The 16,641-nt window shown below is 64.3% G+C and carries 15 protein-coding genes and 1 pseudogene; 6 read left to right on the forward strand and 10 right to left on the reverse strand.

The features are described 5' to 3' along the window. The 6 genes and pseudogenes from AC1D11_RS15485 to AC1D11_RS15510 all read left to right on the forward strand — a co-directional run. Nucleotides 1-257, forward strand: a pseudogene (locus tag AC1D11_RS15485) (hypothetical protein); the annotation flags it as partial. Between the two features lie 84 nt (nt 258-341). Beyond that, nucleotides 342-1,004 carry a hypothetical protein gene (locus tag AC1D11_RS15490; protein ID WP_477649117.1) on the forward strand — a complete coding sequence of 221 codons (663 nt, stop codon included), beginning with the start codon at nt 342-344 and terminating at the stop codon, nt 1,002-1,004. Beyond that, on the forward strand, nt 1,001-1,492 hold the full coding sequence (locus AC1D11_RS15495) for a hypothetical protein (protein WP_477649116.1): 492 nt from the start codon (nt 1,001-1,003) through the stop codon (nt 1,490-1,492). Before AC1D11_RS15490 ends, AC1D11_RS15495 begins: the two co-directional genes overlap by 4 nt. Continuing rightward, entirely contained in the window at nt 1,489-2,316 is an 828-nt protein-coding gene (locus tag AC1D11_RS15500; protein WP_477649115.1) for a COG1470 family protein, read from the forward strand. Before AC1D11_RS15495 ends, AC1D11_RS15500 begins: the two co-directional genes overlap by 4 nt. After that, nucleotides 2,313-4,406 carry an SdrD B-like domain-containing protein gene (locus AC1D11_RS15505; protein WP_477649114.1) on the forward strand — a complete coding sequence of 698 codons (2,094 nt, stop codon included), beginning with the start codon at nt 2,313-2,315 and terminating at the stop codon, nt 4,404-4,406. The genes AC1D11_RS15500 and AC1D11_RS15505 overlap by 4 nt, the downstream gene beginning before the upstream one ends. Nucleotides 4,407-4,701: 295 nt before the next feature. Beyond that, nucleotides 4,702-5,223 carry a hypothetical protein gene (locus AC1D11_RS15510; protein WP_477649113.1) on the forward strand — a complete coding sequence of 174 codons (522 nt, stop codon included), beginning with the start codon at nt 4,702-4,704 and terminating at the stop codon, nt 5,221-5,223. A 33-nt stretch (nt 5,224-5,256) separates the two neighbouring features. Here AC1D11_RS15510 and AC1D11_RS15515 read toward each other — a convergent pair whose 3' ends face one another. The 10 genes from AC1D11_RS15515 to AC1D11_RS15560 all read right to left on the reverse strand — a co-directional run bounded on the left by AC1D11_RS15515 (nt 5,257) and on the right by AC1D11_RS15560 (nt 16,473). Beyond that, on the reverse strand, nt 5,257-6,591 hold the full coding sequence (locus tag AC1D11_RS15515) for an esterase/lipase family protein (protein ID WP_477649112.1): 1,335 nt from the start codon (nt 6,589-6,591) through the stop codon (nt 5,257-5,259). 199 nt (nt 6,592-6,790) lie between these two features. Then, nucleotides 6,791-7,168: a response regulator gene (locus AC1D11_RS15520; RefSeq protein ID WP_477649111.1), complete on the reverse strand. Its 378-nt coding sequence runs from the start codon at nt 7,166-7,168 to the stop codon at nt 6,791-6,793. A 110-nt stretch (nt 7,169-7,278) separates the two neighbouring features. Continuing rightward, nucleotides 7,279-8,139, reverse strand: coding sequence for a pseudouridine synthase (locus tag AC1D11_RS15525; RefSeq protein WP_477649110.1), 861 nt, complete (start codon nt 8,137-8,139; stop codon nt 7,279-7,281). 84 nt (nt 8,140-8,223) lie between these two features. Next, nucleotides 8,224-8,928, reverse strand: coding sequence for a two-component system response regulator KdpE (gene kdpE, locus AC1D11_RS15530; protein ID WP_477649109.1), 705 nt, complete (start codon nt 8,926-8,928; stop codon nt 8,224-8,226). 19 nt (nt 8,929-8,947) lie between these two features. Further along, nucleotides 8,948-11,656, reverse strand: a complete 2,709-nt coding sequence (locus AC1D11_RS15535) for a DUF4118 domain-containing protein (RefSeq protein ID WP_477649108.1) — start codon at nt 11,654-11,656, stop codon at nt 8,948-8,950. 33 nt (nt 11,657-11,689) lie between these two features. Then, nucleotides 11,690-11,866, reverse strand: a complete 177-nt coding sequence (locus AC1D11_RS15540; protein ID WP_477649107.1) for a hypothetical protein — start codon at nt 11,864-11,866, stop codon at nt 11,690-11,692. A gap of 11 nt (nt 11,867-11,877) precedes the next feature. Then, nucleotides 11,878-12,450: a potassium-transporting ATPase subunit KdpC gene (gene kdpC, locus AC1D11_RS15545; RefSeq protein WP_477649106.1), complete on the reverse strand. Its 573-nt coding sequence runs from the start codon at nt 12,448-12,450 to the stop codon at nt 11,878-11,880. A gap of 24 nt (nt 12,451-12,474) precedes the next feature. Beyond that, nucleotides 12,475-14,550 carry a potassium-transporting ATPase subunit KdpB gene (gene kdpB, locus AC1D11_RS15550; protein WP_477649105.1) on the reverse strand — a complete coding sequence of 692 codons (2,076 nt, stop codon included), beginning with the start codon at nt 14,548-14,550 and terminating at the stop codon, nt 12,475-12,477. Between the two features lie 25 nt (nt 14,551-14,575). Next, nucleotides 14,576-16,375, reverse strand: coding sequence for a potassium-transporting ATPase subunit KdpA (gene kdpA, locus AC1D11_RS15555; RefSeq protein ID WP_477649104.1), 1,800 nt, complete (start codon nt 16,373-16,375; stop codon nt 14,576-14,578). Next, on the reverse strand, nt 16,375-16,473 hold the full coding sequence (locus tag AC1D11_RS15560) for a potassium-transporting ATPase subunit F (protein ID WP_457281368.1): 99 nt from the start codon (nt 16,471-16,473) through the stop codon (nt 16,375-16,377). The genes kdpA and AC1D11_RS15560 overlap by 1 nt, the downstream gene beginning before the upstream one ends. Nucleotides 16,474-16,641: the final 168 nt, after the last annotated feature.

A 16,641-nucleotide genomic window follows, 5' to 3' on the forward strand; every position in this document is an offset into this window, starting at 1 on the left:
GACGGACGGGCGCAGCGCTCACCACCGGCACCGCCGGCTTCACCAATGCCGCCATCACCCACCCCGCATTCAGCGCTGCCACCGGGGCAGGCCCCAATGCGGGCACGGCCACCACCTTGACCGCCACCAACCGCGTGGTCCGCGTCGAAGGCAAATGGACTTACACCTACCTCAATACAACGGTGCCCGCAGCCGGCACCTACGGCGGCGTCAACACCAGAAACAGCCGCATTACCTATACCGCCACCCAGGTCTAATCACGCGCGCTCTACAAATGGCCCCGCCTGGCGGGGCCATTTTTATTTTTGTTGATATTTGTCAGTTAGCGTAAAGTGACACTTATGCGTGCACCATCCCAGCTCTTCTTGCCCACTTGCAACAGCGTGTTGCCGATGCTGCGCGTCGCCGCATTGATGGGGGGTGCCTTAGCCTGCGCAGGCGCGCAGGCCTTTGTCGTCACCATCACAGCAGGCACCAAGTCATTGTTTTTGCAGGTAGGCGCCGGAACCATGACCGGCGGCAACTTCAATTCCGGGGGCACGCCCGGCAACAACTCCACCATCAACCGTGTTTCGGTCACCATTCCAGCAGCCAACATCGGAGCCGGCACCAGCGCCATGACGACCGACAGCACTGTCACAGCCAGCCCTTGGGACGGCTTTGCATATTGCACAGTGCCCTCACAGGTTTATGTCGGTGGCTTTTACCGCACGCCCGGCACGGGCGCAAACGCCACACTCACCGCCACCGCGCCGGCCTCGCTGGTCAACGCCACTGGCAACACGATTCCCTTCAATACCATCTCCTGGGTTTCGGGTGGCGCGCAAGACGCGACGGCCACCATTCCCAGCGGAACGTTTGTGGGCGGTGCATCACAAACGCTGCTCAGCGTTACACGCAACACCTGGTTTGAAAGCTGTCTGCAGTTCAACTACGCCAATACTCAAATGGTGGGTTCGGGCACCTTCACCGGCCGCGTCAGCTACACCCTGACCTCCCCATGATGATGAAAAGACCGGTCGGCCTGTCACACCTCATCGGATTTTCCGCCCTCCTGCTGCTTGCCAACGTGCTGACGGCGCAACATGCGTCGGCCGCCACCACCCGTGTGGATGACACCGGCACGGTAGCCACTCAGAGCGTCGTTCCCATGCGCTGGCGACAACTGGTTCCCGGCCGCGGAGCCGACAATTCGGTAGAAGCCAGCCTGCGGGTCGCGCTTCGCCTGAACCTGTCGCGCTGGCTGAACCAGCCGGTCAGGCTTTACATGGGGCTGGCTCCTGTCCCGGGCGAGCCCATCTTTGTCACCTGGCGAACCCAGGGCCGTTTGTTGCCGGGCTCGTTGCGGTCTGGCGGGCGCACCCTGATCTTTGACGGCATCGTCAGCGCGGCTTCCCTGGAAGAAACCGTTGAGTTGCTTGTCAAAACAGATGGGCGCGCGTTGACGTCATCCCAGGCCCTGCAGTTTTATTTCGAGGTAGATACCCCATGACCCGTCTCCGATTGCCTGCCATGCCGCGGTATGCCACCGGCGTTCTTGGATTGGCCTTTGCACTGATTGCACCTGTCGCGACGGCCAGCGAATTTGCGCTGGCAGTGTCCCCTCCCCGATTCGAACTTGAAGTCAAACCAGGCGAGCGCACCCGCCAGGTCATGGAAATCACCAATGCATCGTCAGCTGCCTCAACGTTCAGTATCAAGACGGCGGACTGGCGGCTTGGCATGGACAACTCCGTCACTTTTAACGATGAACTGGGGCCCGGCAGCTGCCGCCCCTGGGTGTCCATTGAGCGGCGCGAACTCACTGTTGCGGGTGGGCGTCCTTACCGGTTTCGCTTTGAAGTCAATGTGCCGCCTGATGCAAAACCGGGTGAATGCCGCTTTGCCATCATGCTGGAAGGCCAGGAGCAGGTCACCCGCATGGAGTCAGGTCCGCCCATCCCGTTTTCCGCGCGTCTCGGCGTGGTGGTGTACGTCACCATCGGCGGCGCAACACCGGAGCTGAGCGTCGCCGGCTCGGGCGTCCAGATCGTGAACGGCAAGCCCACACCCGTCCTGCAGATCCGCAACAGCGGCACGGCCCACGGCCGCGTTACCGGCTTTCTGAACGGCACCGATGCATCCAACACGTCACTGGAATTCTCACCCGCCAATACCCCCATATTGCCTGGGGAGACGCGCACCATTTCACTGAGCGCCACACGGCCGGGCGACCAGGACACGGCAGTGCAAATCCGCTACCCCGTCACGGTGCGCGGCAAGCTCGAGTGGGGCAAAGGCCAAACACAAAGTATTGAGCAGCGCTTCGCCCCATGACGCGACGGGCGCACACGCCGATCATCCCTTCTTCCTGGCCACTCAAGTGGTGGCGCTTCGGCCTTGCGGGACTTGGGGCCGGTTTTGCAACGGCTGCGGCCTTGGCCCAGGCACCGGCCCCTCCCGCCGAGGGCCAGCCTTATGTGGACCGCGTCATGGAGGGCCTGCCGGACCCGGACGGCGGCCTCCAGCTGAAGGCCAGTGAATACAACGAAGCGGGCTGGCCGCGAAGCTGGCGTGTTGACTACTCCCTGTTCAAACAAAGCGGTAGCGGCGACAGCACATCCCGCGCGTTGGGCATAGGCGGCTTCCTGGACACACCGAACCACGGCGCGCTCTCGGTTAATGCCAACCTGGTCCAGCAGCAATCAAATGCGCCGGGCAATCAGGCACAAAGCAGCGGCAGCACCTGGCGCATTGACCAGCGCGCCCTGCCGCTGGACGGTGGCTGGTTTGCCAACCACAACGCGGGCGACATCAATACCGTCAGCACCCGGCTCGCCCGTGGTACGGGGCGCGTATCGGTGCCTGCCACACCCATCCGGGGTGTTGGCGGACAGTGGTACCTGAACGACACCGTAGACCTGAACGCAGCCGCGGGACGTACCGGCCTCTTCAGCGGGCTGGATGCTGCAGGGTTCCAGACCTCCGGCGGCAGCATCGGGTCTGCCGGTGCGCAATTTCGCCTGCCCACCGGTGACGCACTGGGAGCAGGAAGCCGCACTGACGCCGCATTCCAGCTGATCGACGGCAAAAACATTTCGGACAGCGGAGGCTTCGGCAACTCCCTCAACACCCGGGCTTATTTTGCCGCGGCGTCCTGGGAAGGCGCAGCGCCGTGGGGCTCAGGTCTGGCTACCGGTTATGGCTCACCCAGCGAACGCATCGGCGGCTTACGTATGCAGGCCAACGTGGTACGCAGTGACAGCACGCAGGGGGGCGTTGCAACCGGCTTCTGGCTGGATGCCGCGTGGCGCACCGAACGCTGGCGTACCACAGCCGGTGTTTTCCGCTTTGAACCCAATTTGCGCTGGGGCACCACCGTCCTCGCCAGCGACCTGCAAGGCGTCTACTGGCAAGCCGACACCTCCACCCGGCAGTGGCAAGCCGGGTATGCAGTCGAGTTGAGCGACAGCGTGAGCCGTGCCGGCGCAGGCAGCGGTGCGTCGGGACGCAGTGCCTTCATCAACGTCAACGGCCGCTACCTGCTCGATTCGCGCAACTCGGTGGGCGCAGCCCTGAGCTTTCGCACCATCACCAGCCCCGGCCAGTCCGCGCAGCTGTCCTGGAGCCGCGCCGGCGACTGGGGCCAAACCCAATGGCGCGCCGACCTGGCCAATGCATCCGGCGTCCGGACGACCCGGCTCGGGGTAGACCAAAGCTGGCCGGTTGTCTTGCCGGCCACTTTCGGCACCTCGCTGGCATGGGAGCGGATGAGCGGCAACGTCAGCCCCACTACCGGGCTGATCTGGGGCATTCTTGGCACACTGTCGCCGTGGTCGCAATGGTCGCTGGATGGGTCGGTGCGGGGTGCCCGCCGCAGCGACGGCGGCGAGTCGGTCAATGCCAATGTCGGCGTGACCTGGCAACCTTACGGCGGCTGGTCGCTCTCCCTTCGGTACACCGAGTCGCGCGGGCAGGAACCGCTTCCAGCACTGGTGGTCTCGGCCCTGACGGCAGCAACGCAGCAGGCCATTGCAACCACCCAGACAAACCGCAGCATCCAGCTGCTGCTGCGCTACGAAGACCGTGCCGGCACATCCACCGCACCGCTAGGCGGCTTGCCCGGAACCGGCTCCGGCGGGCTCACCGGCACAGTGTTTTTTGACGCAGACAGCAATGGCCGCAGGGAAGCCTCTGAGGGCGGCGTGCCTGGCGTCACCGTTATCCTGGACAGGCGCTACGTGACGCGAACCGACAGCCAGGGCCGCTACGAGTTTCCCTACGTGGCAGCCGGAGAGCATTTGATCGAAGTTTCTCCGGACAACGTCCCGCTGCCCTGGAGCCCGGTTCTTCGCGATCCTGCGAAGACCGTCATTCTGGTGCGCCAAACCAACTCACTCGATTTCGCCGTGCAGCGCGAACGCTGAAAACACCGCCTCCGCGCTCCATGGAGCGCCCACGTGGGCGGAGATGCCCGGCGGCGCGAAGCTCTGAGCGTCCGGGATCGGGAGCAGCGACGGCCCCCTGCAACTCAAAAATTGACAAATCAACGGCGCCAATCGGCCGAAATTTGATAAAACAATCAAAAACAAACTGAAATTTGCTGAAAAACCAGATAAACCGGTAAATAAGTCACATGTTTACCGCCATTAATATCTTGCATCACTTTTATCAATTTAGTTACTATGAGGGCGTACTTAATCATTTCCTGGTTCAGCCCCAATGTCCTCCTGCCGCACCTACCCAACGTCTTTCAGCCGCCTCATGGCGCTGTCGGCGCTGCTGGTGGCCATGTTCTGCATACCGCAGATTTCACGTGCAGGCGAGATGCTGAGTGTTGACAAACCCCAGGCCAGCACGAAGCTGGATTTCGCCATCGTCATTCCGGCTGTGCTTCGTATTCTGGAAAACAGCCACCCGGCCGCCCTGTTCTCTGCCGACACAACCGGCTCCCTCATTTCAGCCACGCAGCGCATGGTGCTGGTATCGACCCTGGGCAAGGGCTTCTGCATGGACCTGCAGCTCAACCAGCAGCAGGTAGCGGGCTGGCAGCTGAACGTCAGCGGCAGCGCGGGCACACGGGTCGAGGCAGCCGATGGCGGCTACCGGGTCTGCGCATTGCGTCCAGGCCGTTTTGAACTGGCACTGCAACACGCCTTCAGCCTGAAAGAACGCAAACCCGGCGCAGACGCCTCGGCCTCCAACTTCAGCTGGCCCGTCAGTGTGAGCCTGGTCACCCCCTGACCAGATTGCGTAAACTCCCGGCCGCCAGGAAGGCTAGCGGCCCAGCCATTGCACCAGCTGGCGCGTCACCTCGGGGCGGCCCAGCAGTTCCATGTGGTTCATGCCCTGCACCACCCACTGGTTTTCCGGCGCAAACGCCAGCGTGCGAGCTGCCTCTTCGTGCAGGCCCAGGGCGCTTTCCAGGGACACCAGCCCATCACCCACCATCTTGCGCGCCAGCGCCTCCCTGACCGGGACCAGCGGGCCACGGCCGGCTGACAGCGTGGTCGCGGCGACCGCATAACAATCCACGCCCCCGGGCAGGGGCACGACCTCTCGCACGTCGGGGCCGCGCTCAAAACGTCCCGCCTGTCGCCAGTCGGCTTCCAGCACATTGCCGTGGCGCAGGTCAGTGATGCCGGCACTGCGCACCTGGCCGATCCGGGCAAAGGGCCGCGTCACCAGGTTGCTGCCCAGCACGCCGTCGACCCAGCTGCCCAATCGCTCCAGCGGCGCGCCGTGATGGGGTGTTCCCAAAAACACCATGGCTTTGAGCTGCTGCAGCCAGCTGTGGCCCGTCTGGGCGGCATGGTGGCAGGCGCTGCGCGCAACCAGGCCGCCCATGCTGTGCACCAGCAGCGTCACGTCCTGCACCGGCTGCGGCCAGGCCTTGACCAGCTGCTGCAGCAAGCCGGCCAATTGCTCTCCGTTGGCCGAGGTATGCAGCCCCGTGTTGTAGTGCAGGTACACCGGCGTGTAACCCAGCTCGCGCGCCAGCTGGCCGCCATGGCCCTGCGGCAGCGCGCTGTTGCCGCACCACTGCAGGTCATTCATGCACAGCCCGTGAACCATCACCAGGATCTTTCCCGTCGCGTGCGGCAGTCGCGCGGCCAGCGCCTGTGGGTCCAGCACCAGCGGCTGGCCTTCATGGCGCAGGCTCATGCGGATGGCCAGCGGGTTGGCGGTGTCAAGCAACAGGTCCCCCAGCACGCCGCTCAGGGCCGAAAGCATGGCTTCGCGCTGCGGTGAAGAAGCCTGCGCGCCGGCCAGCGGGACCGCACGCGACAACACCACATTGGCCGCCCCCCCCGCCAGCCGCGTGACGCCCCTGATGCTGCCGTAGACCCAGCCCGTGATGCCGGAAGGCCTGACGCCGCTGCTTCCCGGCGCGCTGTCGACGAACCTTGAACCCAGCAGGCCAAACGGTGCGGCAACGGCTTTGTACACATTGCCCTGCACGGTTTCCGCCAGGCCTGTGACGCCCAGGGTGGCCTGCGTGGCAAGCTGGGCCAGCCCCTGGATGTCGGACACATGCAGCCAGGTCGGCAACCTGAAAGACCCGGGTTTGGGGATGGTTGCCGTGGCGTCAAGCCGTTCTGGTGTGCTCATGGCGCGATTGTGGCGCCATAGGCGCCCATGCGCCAGCGGGTAGTGCTGTAGCGGCAGTTCTACAGATAAAAAGCGGTGTTAAGGCAAGCAGAGCGAGCGCAACCAGCTACCAAATTAATAGCAACAGGTTTCAGCACACACTGTTAACAGAGGCTGGCCGTGCGACAGCAAAGTGCCGCATTGCAGCGTGCCGGTTTGTCTAGTGCAAGATCGTTTGTTCCTGGCAATAATCAAACAGGCCTTCGAGCTCGCTGGATTTGTCGAACACCGCATCGGCCCCGAGTTCGGCGGCGCGCCTGCGGATTTCATCCGTTGCGTAGTTGCTCAGGACGACCACCTTCTGGTAAGGCTCGCGATTGCGGCAACCAGCGAGCACGCCCAGCCCGCTGCCTTCTTTCAGGAAAAGATCCACGATGGCCAGATGCCACTCGCCGTCGTGGAGCTTCAGCCAGCGGGTGGCCTCGGTCTGGGTGGCACCGTGGCCTGTTACCTGGACAGCGGCAATCTCCTTGAGCGCCTCTATCAGGTTCTCAAGAACGATTTCGTTGTCTTCTACCAGGTAAGTAATTAGTGCCATACAACCCACTTTAGGCTTTGGCCTACGGGAAACTGCCATCCGTTGACGCGCATCCGGGTAGGACAGAGGGACGCACGGCCCACAGGACGGTCAGAGCCTGACAGGGCAGACTAGAAGTGCTCGTGCGGCGCCAGGTAGCGCCATTGGCCGACCGGCAGGTGGCCCAGATTGACATTGCCGATGCGCACGCGCTTCAGGCCGGTAACAAACAGGCCCACCTGCTCGCACATGCGGCGAATCTGGCGTTTTTTGCCCTCCTTGAGCACAAAACGCAGTTGCTCGGGGTTTTGCCATGACACCTGTGCGGGCTTGAGCGCCTGGCCGTCCAGGCTCAGGCCGTGATTCAGCAGCGCCAGCTTTTCGCGCGGGAACAAGGCCTGCACGTTGGCCGTTTCGTCCCCCTTTTCGGTTCTGTAGCTGACACGCACCAGATACTCTTTTTCGATCTCGGAGTCTTCGCCGATGAGCTGGCGCGCCACACGGCCGTCCTGTGTCAGCACCAGCAACCCGATGGAGTCGATGTCCAGCCGCCCGGCCGGCGCCAGGCCACGCAACTGCTCGTGGCCCCAGCGCATGCGGCTGTTGCATTCGCGCCAGCGGTTTTGCGGCTGCACCAGCACCACGGCCGGCTCATGCCCGTCTTCGGCCTGGCCGCTGACATAACCGACCGGCTTGTTGATCAGGATGGTGACCTGCTGGCGCTGCTGCTGCTCGGCCTGGCGGTCAATCTCGATGCGTGCATCCACGGCCACCGGTTGCCCCATGACGGCCGGTGCACCGTTCACACGCACCCAGCCGCGGGCGATCCAGTCATCGGCTTCACGGCGAGAGCAAAGGCCCAGCTCGGCCATGCGCTTGTTCAACCGCACGGTGGGGGCCGGTGCGCCTGGTGCAGTCGCCGCTTGCGCTGCTTTCTGGATTCGTACGGCGGCGCCGACAGGCCTCGGGCCGGGTTTGAGAGGTTCAGTCATTTGCTATCTATTTTATAGCTGCTCGCGCAGGTTATTCCTGGGCTGCAGCCGTATTTGGCACTTAAATATTGCCTGGTAAGACCCTCAGGCCACCCAAAGGCGATAACCCACCGCCGTTTCCGTGAGCAGGTGTTTGGGCTGCGCCGGATCGGCCTCGAGCTTCTGGCGCAGGTGGCCCATGTAGATGCGCAGGTAGTGATTTTGCCCGGCATGGGCGGGGCCCCACACCTCGCGCAACAGCTGGCGATGCGTCAGCACCCGCCCGGCGTTGGTCGTCAACACGGTGAGCAGGCGGTATTCAATCGGCGTGAGGTGCACCTCCACGCCGCCGCGGCGCACCAGCCGCGCCTGGCGGTCCACCACCACATCGCCAAAGGTAAAAAGCGGCTCGTCAGGCGTTCCGTCAGCGCTGGCAGCCCGCGGGCGGCGCAGGTTGGCACGCACACGGGCCAGCAGTTCGCCCACGCCGAAGGGCTTGGTCAGGTAGTCGTCGGCGCCGGCGTCCAGCGCGGCAATTTTGTCGGCCTCGTCGGCACGCGCCGACAGCACCACAATCGGCACGGCCGACCAGCCGCGCACGTCGCGAATCACCTCCAGCCCGTCACCGTCAGGCAAGCCGAGGTCCAGCACCAGCAGGTCGGGCTTGCGCGTGCCGGCCTCGGTCAGCCCGCGCTTGCCGGTGTCCGCTTCGAACACCTGCCAGCCTTCGGCTTCCAGCGCCGCGCGCACAAAGCGGCGTATCTGCGGCTCGTCTTCAATCACAACGGCAACGGGTGCGGAGTGGGACATGGGCAAAGAGGAAGAAAGGTCAGGCGGTTTCGGGCAGGCCCTGCGGCGGCGGGCGCCGCGGCAGGGTGATGGTGAATTCTGCACCACCACCCGGCGCATTGGCGGCCGTGATCTGCCCGCGGTGCGCCTGCACGACCGCCTGGCAGATGGCCAGGCCCAGCCCCACGCCCGGCGTGGCCGACTCGGCCTCGCCGCGCGTGAACTTCTCGAACAGCTCATGCTCCCGACCCTTGAGGGCCGCGGGCAGGCCGGGCCCGTGGTCACGCACCGCCAGCGTCAGCGCCTGCTCCGTCGCCTCTGCGCTGACTTCTATGGGCGCCCGCCCGTACTTGGCGGCGTTTTCCAGCAGGTTGACCAACACGCGCTCCATCAGCACCGCATCAAATTCGACCAGCGGCAGATCGGCGGGTAGCGCCGCCGTGACAGCCTTGCCGGCCAGCGCGTGCTGTGCCTGGCGGATCGCCGAGCCGACGATTTCCTCGACCGACTGCCACTCACTTCGCAAGTTAACGGCACCGCTTTGCAGCCGCGCCATGTCCAGCAGGTTGTTGACCAGTGCGCTCAGGTGGCGCGCTTCGCTGCCGATGGCGCGCGCCGCCTGCGACTGTTCGCTACTCAGTGGCGGCGCCGTGCGCTGCAGGGAGTCGGCCAGGCCGATCAGCGCGGTCAACGGCGTGCGCACGTCGTGCGAAATCGCCGCCAGCAGCATGTTGCGCAGTTTCTCGGACTCCATCTGCACCACCGCCTGCTGGGCCACCTCCACATAGTGCACGCGCTCCTGCGCGATGGCGATCTGCCGCGCCAGGGTTTCGAGCTGCTGCATCTGCTCGGGAATCAGCAGCCAGCGCGCCTGCGCAGGCTTGAGCGCCAGCACGCCACGCACGCGCATCGGCGCCTTGAGCGGGATGTAATGCCATGCCTGGGCCGACAAGGTGGCGGTGGCCAGCCCCGCCGGCTGTTCGTTGCGGAACACCCAGTCGGCCACGCTGGCATCGAAATCCGCGGGCGGTTTGGCGGGCGGCAGCAACTGGTCGTGGCTGTCGGTCACCATCACCACCGCCTGCCCGCCGAAGTTGCGCTGCGCGGCCGCTTCGCCGAGTTCCATGACCTGCTCACTCAGCAGCGCCGCCGACAGGTCGCGGGTGAGCTCGAACAGCGACTGCGCGCGGCGCTCGCGGCTGGCCGCGATGCGCGCCTGAAAACGCAGGCCCGCCGTGAGCTGCCCGGTCAGCAGGCCAACCATCAGCATGACGGAAAATGTCAACAGGTACTGCACATCGCTGACGGCAAACGACAGCTGGGGCGGCACAAAGAAAAAATCAAACGCCGCGACGTTGAGGAAAGCCGCCAGCGCCGCCGGCCCACGCCCGAACTTCAACGCCACCAGCACCGTACAGAGCAAAAACAGCATCACGATGTTGGCGAGGTCAAAAAAACTGAGCAAGGGCAAAGCCAGCACGGTGACGGCTGCGCTGCCGGCCGCAGCCCATGCGTATCGCGGCAGGCTCTCCTGCCAGGCCGCGGCGGCATCATCGTCCGCAGAACGCTGCACGGCGCGCGTCAGCCGCCGCGCACTGTCGGCATGGCCCACTTCCACGATGTCCAGGGTAGGCGCCAGCGTGGCCAGCCGGCGCGTCATGGTGGAGCCGGCCCACAGCGCGCGCCAACCCGGCAGCTGCGGGCGCCCCACCACCAACGTGGCGCAATTGAGCTGCTGTGCTTGCGCCACCAGTTCGGCCGCGGCATCGCTGCCGGTCAACACGGCTGTGGCCGCGCCCAGTTCTTCGGCCAGCTGGATGACGGCCAGGATGCGGTCGCGCCTGGCGACCTCCAGCAGTTGCAGGCGCGGCGTTTCAACATAAGCCGCGTGCCAGCGCACATTGAGCTGACCGGCCAGGCGCGCCGCCGTGCGCACGGTCTGCTCAGCCCCTTCGCGCGGGCCTATGCAGGCGAGGATGGCGCCTTCGGTGTTCCAGACCGGTGCTATGGATTTCTCGACGCGGTAGCTGCGCACGTCGTCTTCCACATGCTCGGCCGTGCGCCTGAGGGCAATTTCGCGCAGCGCGATCAAGTTGCCCTTGCGGAAAAAATTCTGCGCCGCGCGCTCAGCCTGCTGCGGCAGGTAGACCTTGCCGGCCTTCAGCCGCGCCATCAGCTCGTCGGGCGTAACGTCAACCAGGATGATTTCATCGGCGCCGTCCAGCACCGTGTCCGGTACGGTTTCATGCACGCGTATGCCGGTGATGGCGCCCACCGTGCCGTTGAGGCTTTCCAGGTGCTGCACATTGACCGCCGACCAGACATCGATGCCGGCCTCCAGCAGCTCCTGCACGTCCTGCCAGCGTTTGGCGTGGCGCGAGCCCTCTACATTGCTGTGGGCGAGTTCATCGACCAGCAGCAGCGACGGCTTGCGCGCCAGCGCCGCGTCCAGGTTGAACTCTCTCAACCTGTGTCCGCGGTAGGCCACCTCCTGCAGGGGCAACTGCTCAAGCCCGGCCAGCAGTTCCATGGTTTCACTGCGGCCATGCGTTTCGACGACGCCGACCAGCACATCCCGCCCGGTCTTGCGCTCGCGCTGCGCGGCGCTGAGCATGGCGTAGGTCTTGCCCACGCCGGCGCTGGCGCCGAAGTAGATGCGAAAACGGCCACGGCGCGCTTTTTCCTCCTCGCCGCGCAGGCGGTCGAGAAGCTCGTCGGGGTCAGGGCGGGAGTCGGGAAAACTGGCCATGCCGTTGCGCTGTTACTGGGTGATTCAAAAGTTTCAAAGATCGCCTCGCAAAGGGTAACACCGGGTGTGTTTTTCCTGTTCGCCTGACTCGCCATCTTTTGGCATGCCGGACTCCTGCCTTTCACTACGGCCCGCGATCCACCAGGCCACCGCCAGCGGCACGCCAAAGGCGGCCAACGCACACAAGACCCGCAAAAGATCAGAGTCCATGGAAATTTCTCTTACCGAAGCGCTTCCAGCGCGAAGTTGAGTTGCAGCACATTCACCTGGGCCTCGCCCAGAAAGCCCAGCAAGGGCTGCTCTGTGTGCTGCCCGACCAGGGCCTGAAGCTTCTCAAGCGGCAGGCCGCGTGCTTTAGCCACGCGGGCCACCTGGTAACGAGCCGCAGCCGGGCTGATGTGCGGGTCCAGCCCGCTGGCAGAAGCCGTGACCAGGTCCACCGGCACCTGAGCCGTGTTACCGGGATCGGCCGCTTTCAGCGCCTCGACACGGCCCTTGACGGCATCGACCAGCGCGGGATTCAGCGGGCCCTGGTTGGAGCCGCTGGAAGCTGCGGCGTTGTAAGGCATGGGGCCCGTGGCCGACGGACGGCCCCAGAAGTGTTTGGGATCGCTGAAGTTCTGCCCGATCAGCGAAGAACCGACGGCCTTGCCATCACGCTGGATCAGACTGCCGCCGGCCTGCGACGGGAACAACGATTGCGCGACGCCGGTCACCACCAGCGGGTAGGCCACACCGGTGACCAGGGTCAGCACGGTGAACATCACAATTGCGGGGCGAAGAATATTTGTCATGAGGATTCCTTGATATGCAGGTGTTCAGGCGAGGTTCAGTGCTACCAGCAGCAGGTCAATCGCCTTGATTCCGATAAAGGGCACGATGAGACCGCCCAGGCCGTAAATCAGCAGATTGCGGCGCAGCAGCGTGGCGGCGCCCACAGCACGGTACTTGACGCCCTTGAGCGCAAGCGGAATCAGGAACATGATGATCAGGGCGTTGAAAATCACCGCCGACAAAATCGCTGACGACGGACTGCCCAGGCGCATCACGTTAAGCGCAGCCAGCTGCGGGTAGGTGGTCACAAAGATCGCCGGGATGATGGCGAAATACTTGGCCACGTCGTTGGCAATCGAAAACGTAGTGAGCGAGCCGCGCGTCATCAGCAAGGCCTTGCCGGTTTCCACAATCTCCAGCAGCTTGGTCGGGTTGGAATCGAGGTCCACCATGTTGCCGGCCTCCTTGGCAGCCTGGGTGCCGCTGTTCATGGCCACCGCCACGTCGGCCTGGGCCAGGGCCGGCGCGTCATTGGTGCCGTCGCCCGTCATCGCCACCAGCCGGCCTTCAGCCTGGTACTGGCGTATCAGCTTGAGCTTGTCTTCCGGCGTGGCCTCGGCCAGGAAGTCGTCAACACCCGCCTCGGCGGCGATGGCAGCGGCCGTGAGCCTGTTATCGCCGGTGATCATCACCGTTTTGATGCCCATGCGGCGCAGCTCGCCGAAGCGTTCCTTGATGCCGGCCTTGACGATGTCTTTCAGCTCCACGATGCCCAGCACCGTGCTGCCGTCGGCCACGGCCAGCGGCGTACTGCCGCGGCGCGACACTTCGTCGGAGGCGCGCAGCACCTCGGCCGGCACGCTGCCGCCCAGTGCTTCCACATGCTTGCGAATCGCATCGACCGCGCCCTTGCGCAATTGCCGCTTGCTTCCATCGGGATTCAAGGCGTCCATTCCGCTCATGCGGGTTTGCGCAGTAAAGGGAACCTCGGTCACGGCCTGCATGGGCGACTGGCTTACGGCCAGCTTCAGGGCCAGCGCCACGATGCTGCGGCCCTCCGGCGTTTCATCGGCATAGGAGGCCTGCATGGCGCAGGTGGCGAGCGCTTTTTCAGACACGCCGGGCGCGGGCAAAAAACTCGAAGCCTGGCGATTGCCGTGGGTGATGGTGCCGGTCTTGTCCAGCAGCAGAACATCCACGTCGCCGGCAGCCTCAACCGCGCGGCCCGACGTGGCGATGACGTTGGCCTGCATCATGCGGCTCATGCCGGCAACACCCACCGCCGACAGCAGGCCGCCAATCGTGGTCGGGATCAGGCAGACCAGCAGCGCCACCAATGCAGTGATGCTCGCTACCGTGCCGGCTCCCACCGCACCCACGCTGAACACGGAGAACGGCAGCAAGGTGACCGTGACCACCAGGAAAACAATGGTCAGCGCCACCAGCAAAATCGTCAAGGCGATTTCATTGGGCGTCTTCTGGCGCTTGGCGCCTTCGACCATGCTGATCATGCGGTCCAGGAAGGACTCGCCGGGGTTGACGGTGATGCGCACCACCAGCCAGTCGGACAGCACGCGCGTGCCACCGGTCACGGCCGAGAAGTCGCCCCCCGACTCGCGCACCACCGGGGCCGATTCACCGGTGATGGCGCTTTCGTCGACCGAGGCCACGCCTTCAATCACTTCCCCGTCCAGCGGAATCATGTCGCCGGCATCGACCAGCACCACGTCTCCTTTTCTGAGATTTTCAGCTTCTTGCGGCAGGAACGTGGAGCCATGCCGGGGCTCCTTGAGCTTCTTGGCCCAGGTGCTTTTTTTCAGACTTCGCAGCGACGCCGCCTGGGCCTTGCTGCGGCCCTCGGCCAGCGCTTCGGCAAAGTTGGCGAACAGCACGGTGAACCACAGCCAGACGGCCACGGCAAAGATGAATCCGGCCGGTGCTTCGCCCTGGCCCTGCAAGGCTTGCAGGCCCAGCAAGGTCGTGAGAATGCTGCCGATGTAGACGACAAACATGACCGGGTTGCGCCACTGCACACGCGGGCTCAGCTTGGTGAACGAAGCCACGATGGCCGGCTTGAGCAGCGCGGGATCCAGCAGCACTAAAGTTTTTTGGGTACTCATATGGGTTTCTCTTTGAGCCTTGCGGTTATTTGCCTGGCCACAGCATCAGGTGCTCGACCACCGGGCCCAGCGCCAGGGCAGGCACGTAATTGAGCAGGCCTACCAGCAGCACGGTGCCTATCAACAGCGTCACGAACAGCGGGCCGTGCGTGGGCATGGTGCCGGCCGTGACCGGCAGGCGTTTCTTGGCGGCCAGCGCACCGGCAATGGCCAGCACCGGAACGATGAAGCCGAAGCGCCCCAGCCACATGACGATGCCCAGCAGCGTGTTGTAGAACGGCGTGTTGGCCGACAGCCCCGCGAAGGCGCTGCCGTTGTTGTTGCCGGCCGAGCTCAGCGCGTAAAGAATTTCAGAAAAACCGTGCGCACCGGGGTTGGCAATGCCGGCCTTGCCGGCGCCGGCCAATACGGCGATGGCGGTGCCGGCCAGCACCAGGACAGGCGTGACCAGGATGGCGATCGAAGTCAGCTTCATCTCGTGCGCCTCGATCTTCTTGCCCAGGTATTCCGGCGTGCGGCCAATCATGAGGCCGGCGATGAACACCGCCAGGATGGCGAAGATCAGCATGCCGTAGAGGCCCGTGCCAACGCCGCCGAACACCACCTCGCCCAGCTGCATCATCACCATGGGCACCATGCCGCCCAGCGGCGTGAAGGAGTCGTGCATGGCAATGACCGCGCCGCAGGAGGCCGCCGTCGTGATGACCGCGAACAGGCTGGACGCATTGATGCCGAAGCGGGTTTCCTTGCCTTCCATGTTGCCGCCGGCCTGTAGCGCGCTGGCCGTCTGGTCCACGCCCAAAGGCGGCAGCAACGGGTTGCCGGCCTGCTCGGCGGGCGTGATGGCCACCACCGCGATGACAAACATCACCGTCATGGCGGCCAGCACAGCCCAGCCCTGGCGCTGGTCGCCCACCGCGCGGCCGAAGGCGAAGCACAGCGCCGCCGGAATCAGGAAGATGGACAGCATCTGAAAAAAATTGCTCAGCGCCGTCGGGTTTTCGTAAGGGTGCGCTGAATTGGCGTTGAAGAAGCCGCCGCCATTGGTGCCCAGCATCTTGATAGCCTCCTGCGAAGCAACCGGGCCCATGGCCAGGGTTTGCTTGTCGGTTTTGGCGTCTTCCATGACGGGATTGCCCTTGTCGTCTTTCAGCGCCTGGCCATCAGGGCCGTTTTTCGGCTGCTGGTAGCTGGTCACTTCCAGCGTGCTCACGTCTTTGTAGGCATCAAAGTTCTGGATGACGCCCTGCCCCACAAGGAAGACGGCAAACACCAGCGACAGCGGCAGCAGCAGCCAGGCCGTGATGCGCGTTACGTCCACCCAGAAGTTGCCGATGGCGCCGGTCGCCCGCGCCGCAAACCCGCGGAACAGCGCAAACACCACCGCAATGCCGGTGGCGGCCGAGAAGAAGTTCTGCACCGCGAGCACCAGCATCTGCGTGAGGTAGCTCATGGTGGACTCACCGGCATAGCCCTGCCAGTTGGTGTTGGAGACAAAGCTGACGGCGGTGTTGAAGGCCGAGTCGGGCGTCACCGCAGCCATGCCAGCCGGGTTGAGCGGCAGCCAGACCTGCAGGCGCTGCAGGGCATAAACGGCCAGCACACCGAGCGCGTTGAAGGCCAGCAAGGCCAGCGCGTACTGCGACCACTTCATGTTGGTATCGGCCGATGTACCGGCCAGGCGGTACAGCGGCGCTTCCGCCTTATGCATCCAGTTGGGGAGGCTGCCGGAATACAGGCGGGCCAGCCAGATACCCAGCGGCCAGGCGGTGAGCAGCAACACACCCAGAAAAAGGGCCAGCAGACCCCAAGACGAGTTGCTCATCAAAACTCCTCGGCGCAGATCAGCGCATAGACGAGGTAGGTGAGCAGCAGAACGGCGCAGACGCCGCCAAAGCCGTACAAAACGTCGAGGCTGATCATGAACGGCCTCCTTCGGATTTTTCAAGCTTCTGGAAGCCCCAGACCAGCAAGACCATCACACCCCAGAGGGCGGCGGCGCCAAGAATAAACGCGAGATCCATGACTTTCTCCAACAACAAACGATGGAAGAAGTTTCGGATTCGGCGTGTAAAAACGGGGATGAAAGAC

Source organism: Polaromonas sp. P1_E11, from assembly GCF_056405995.1.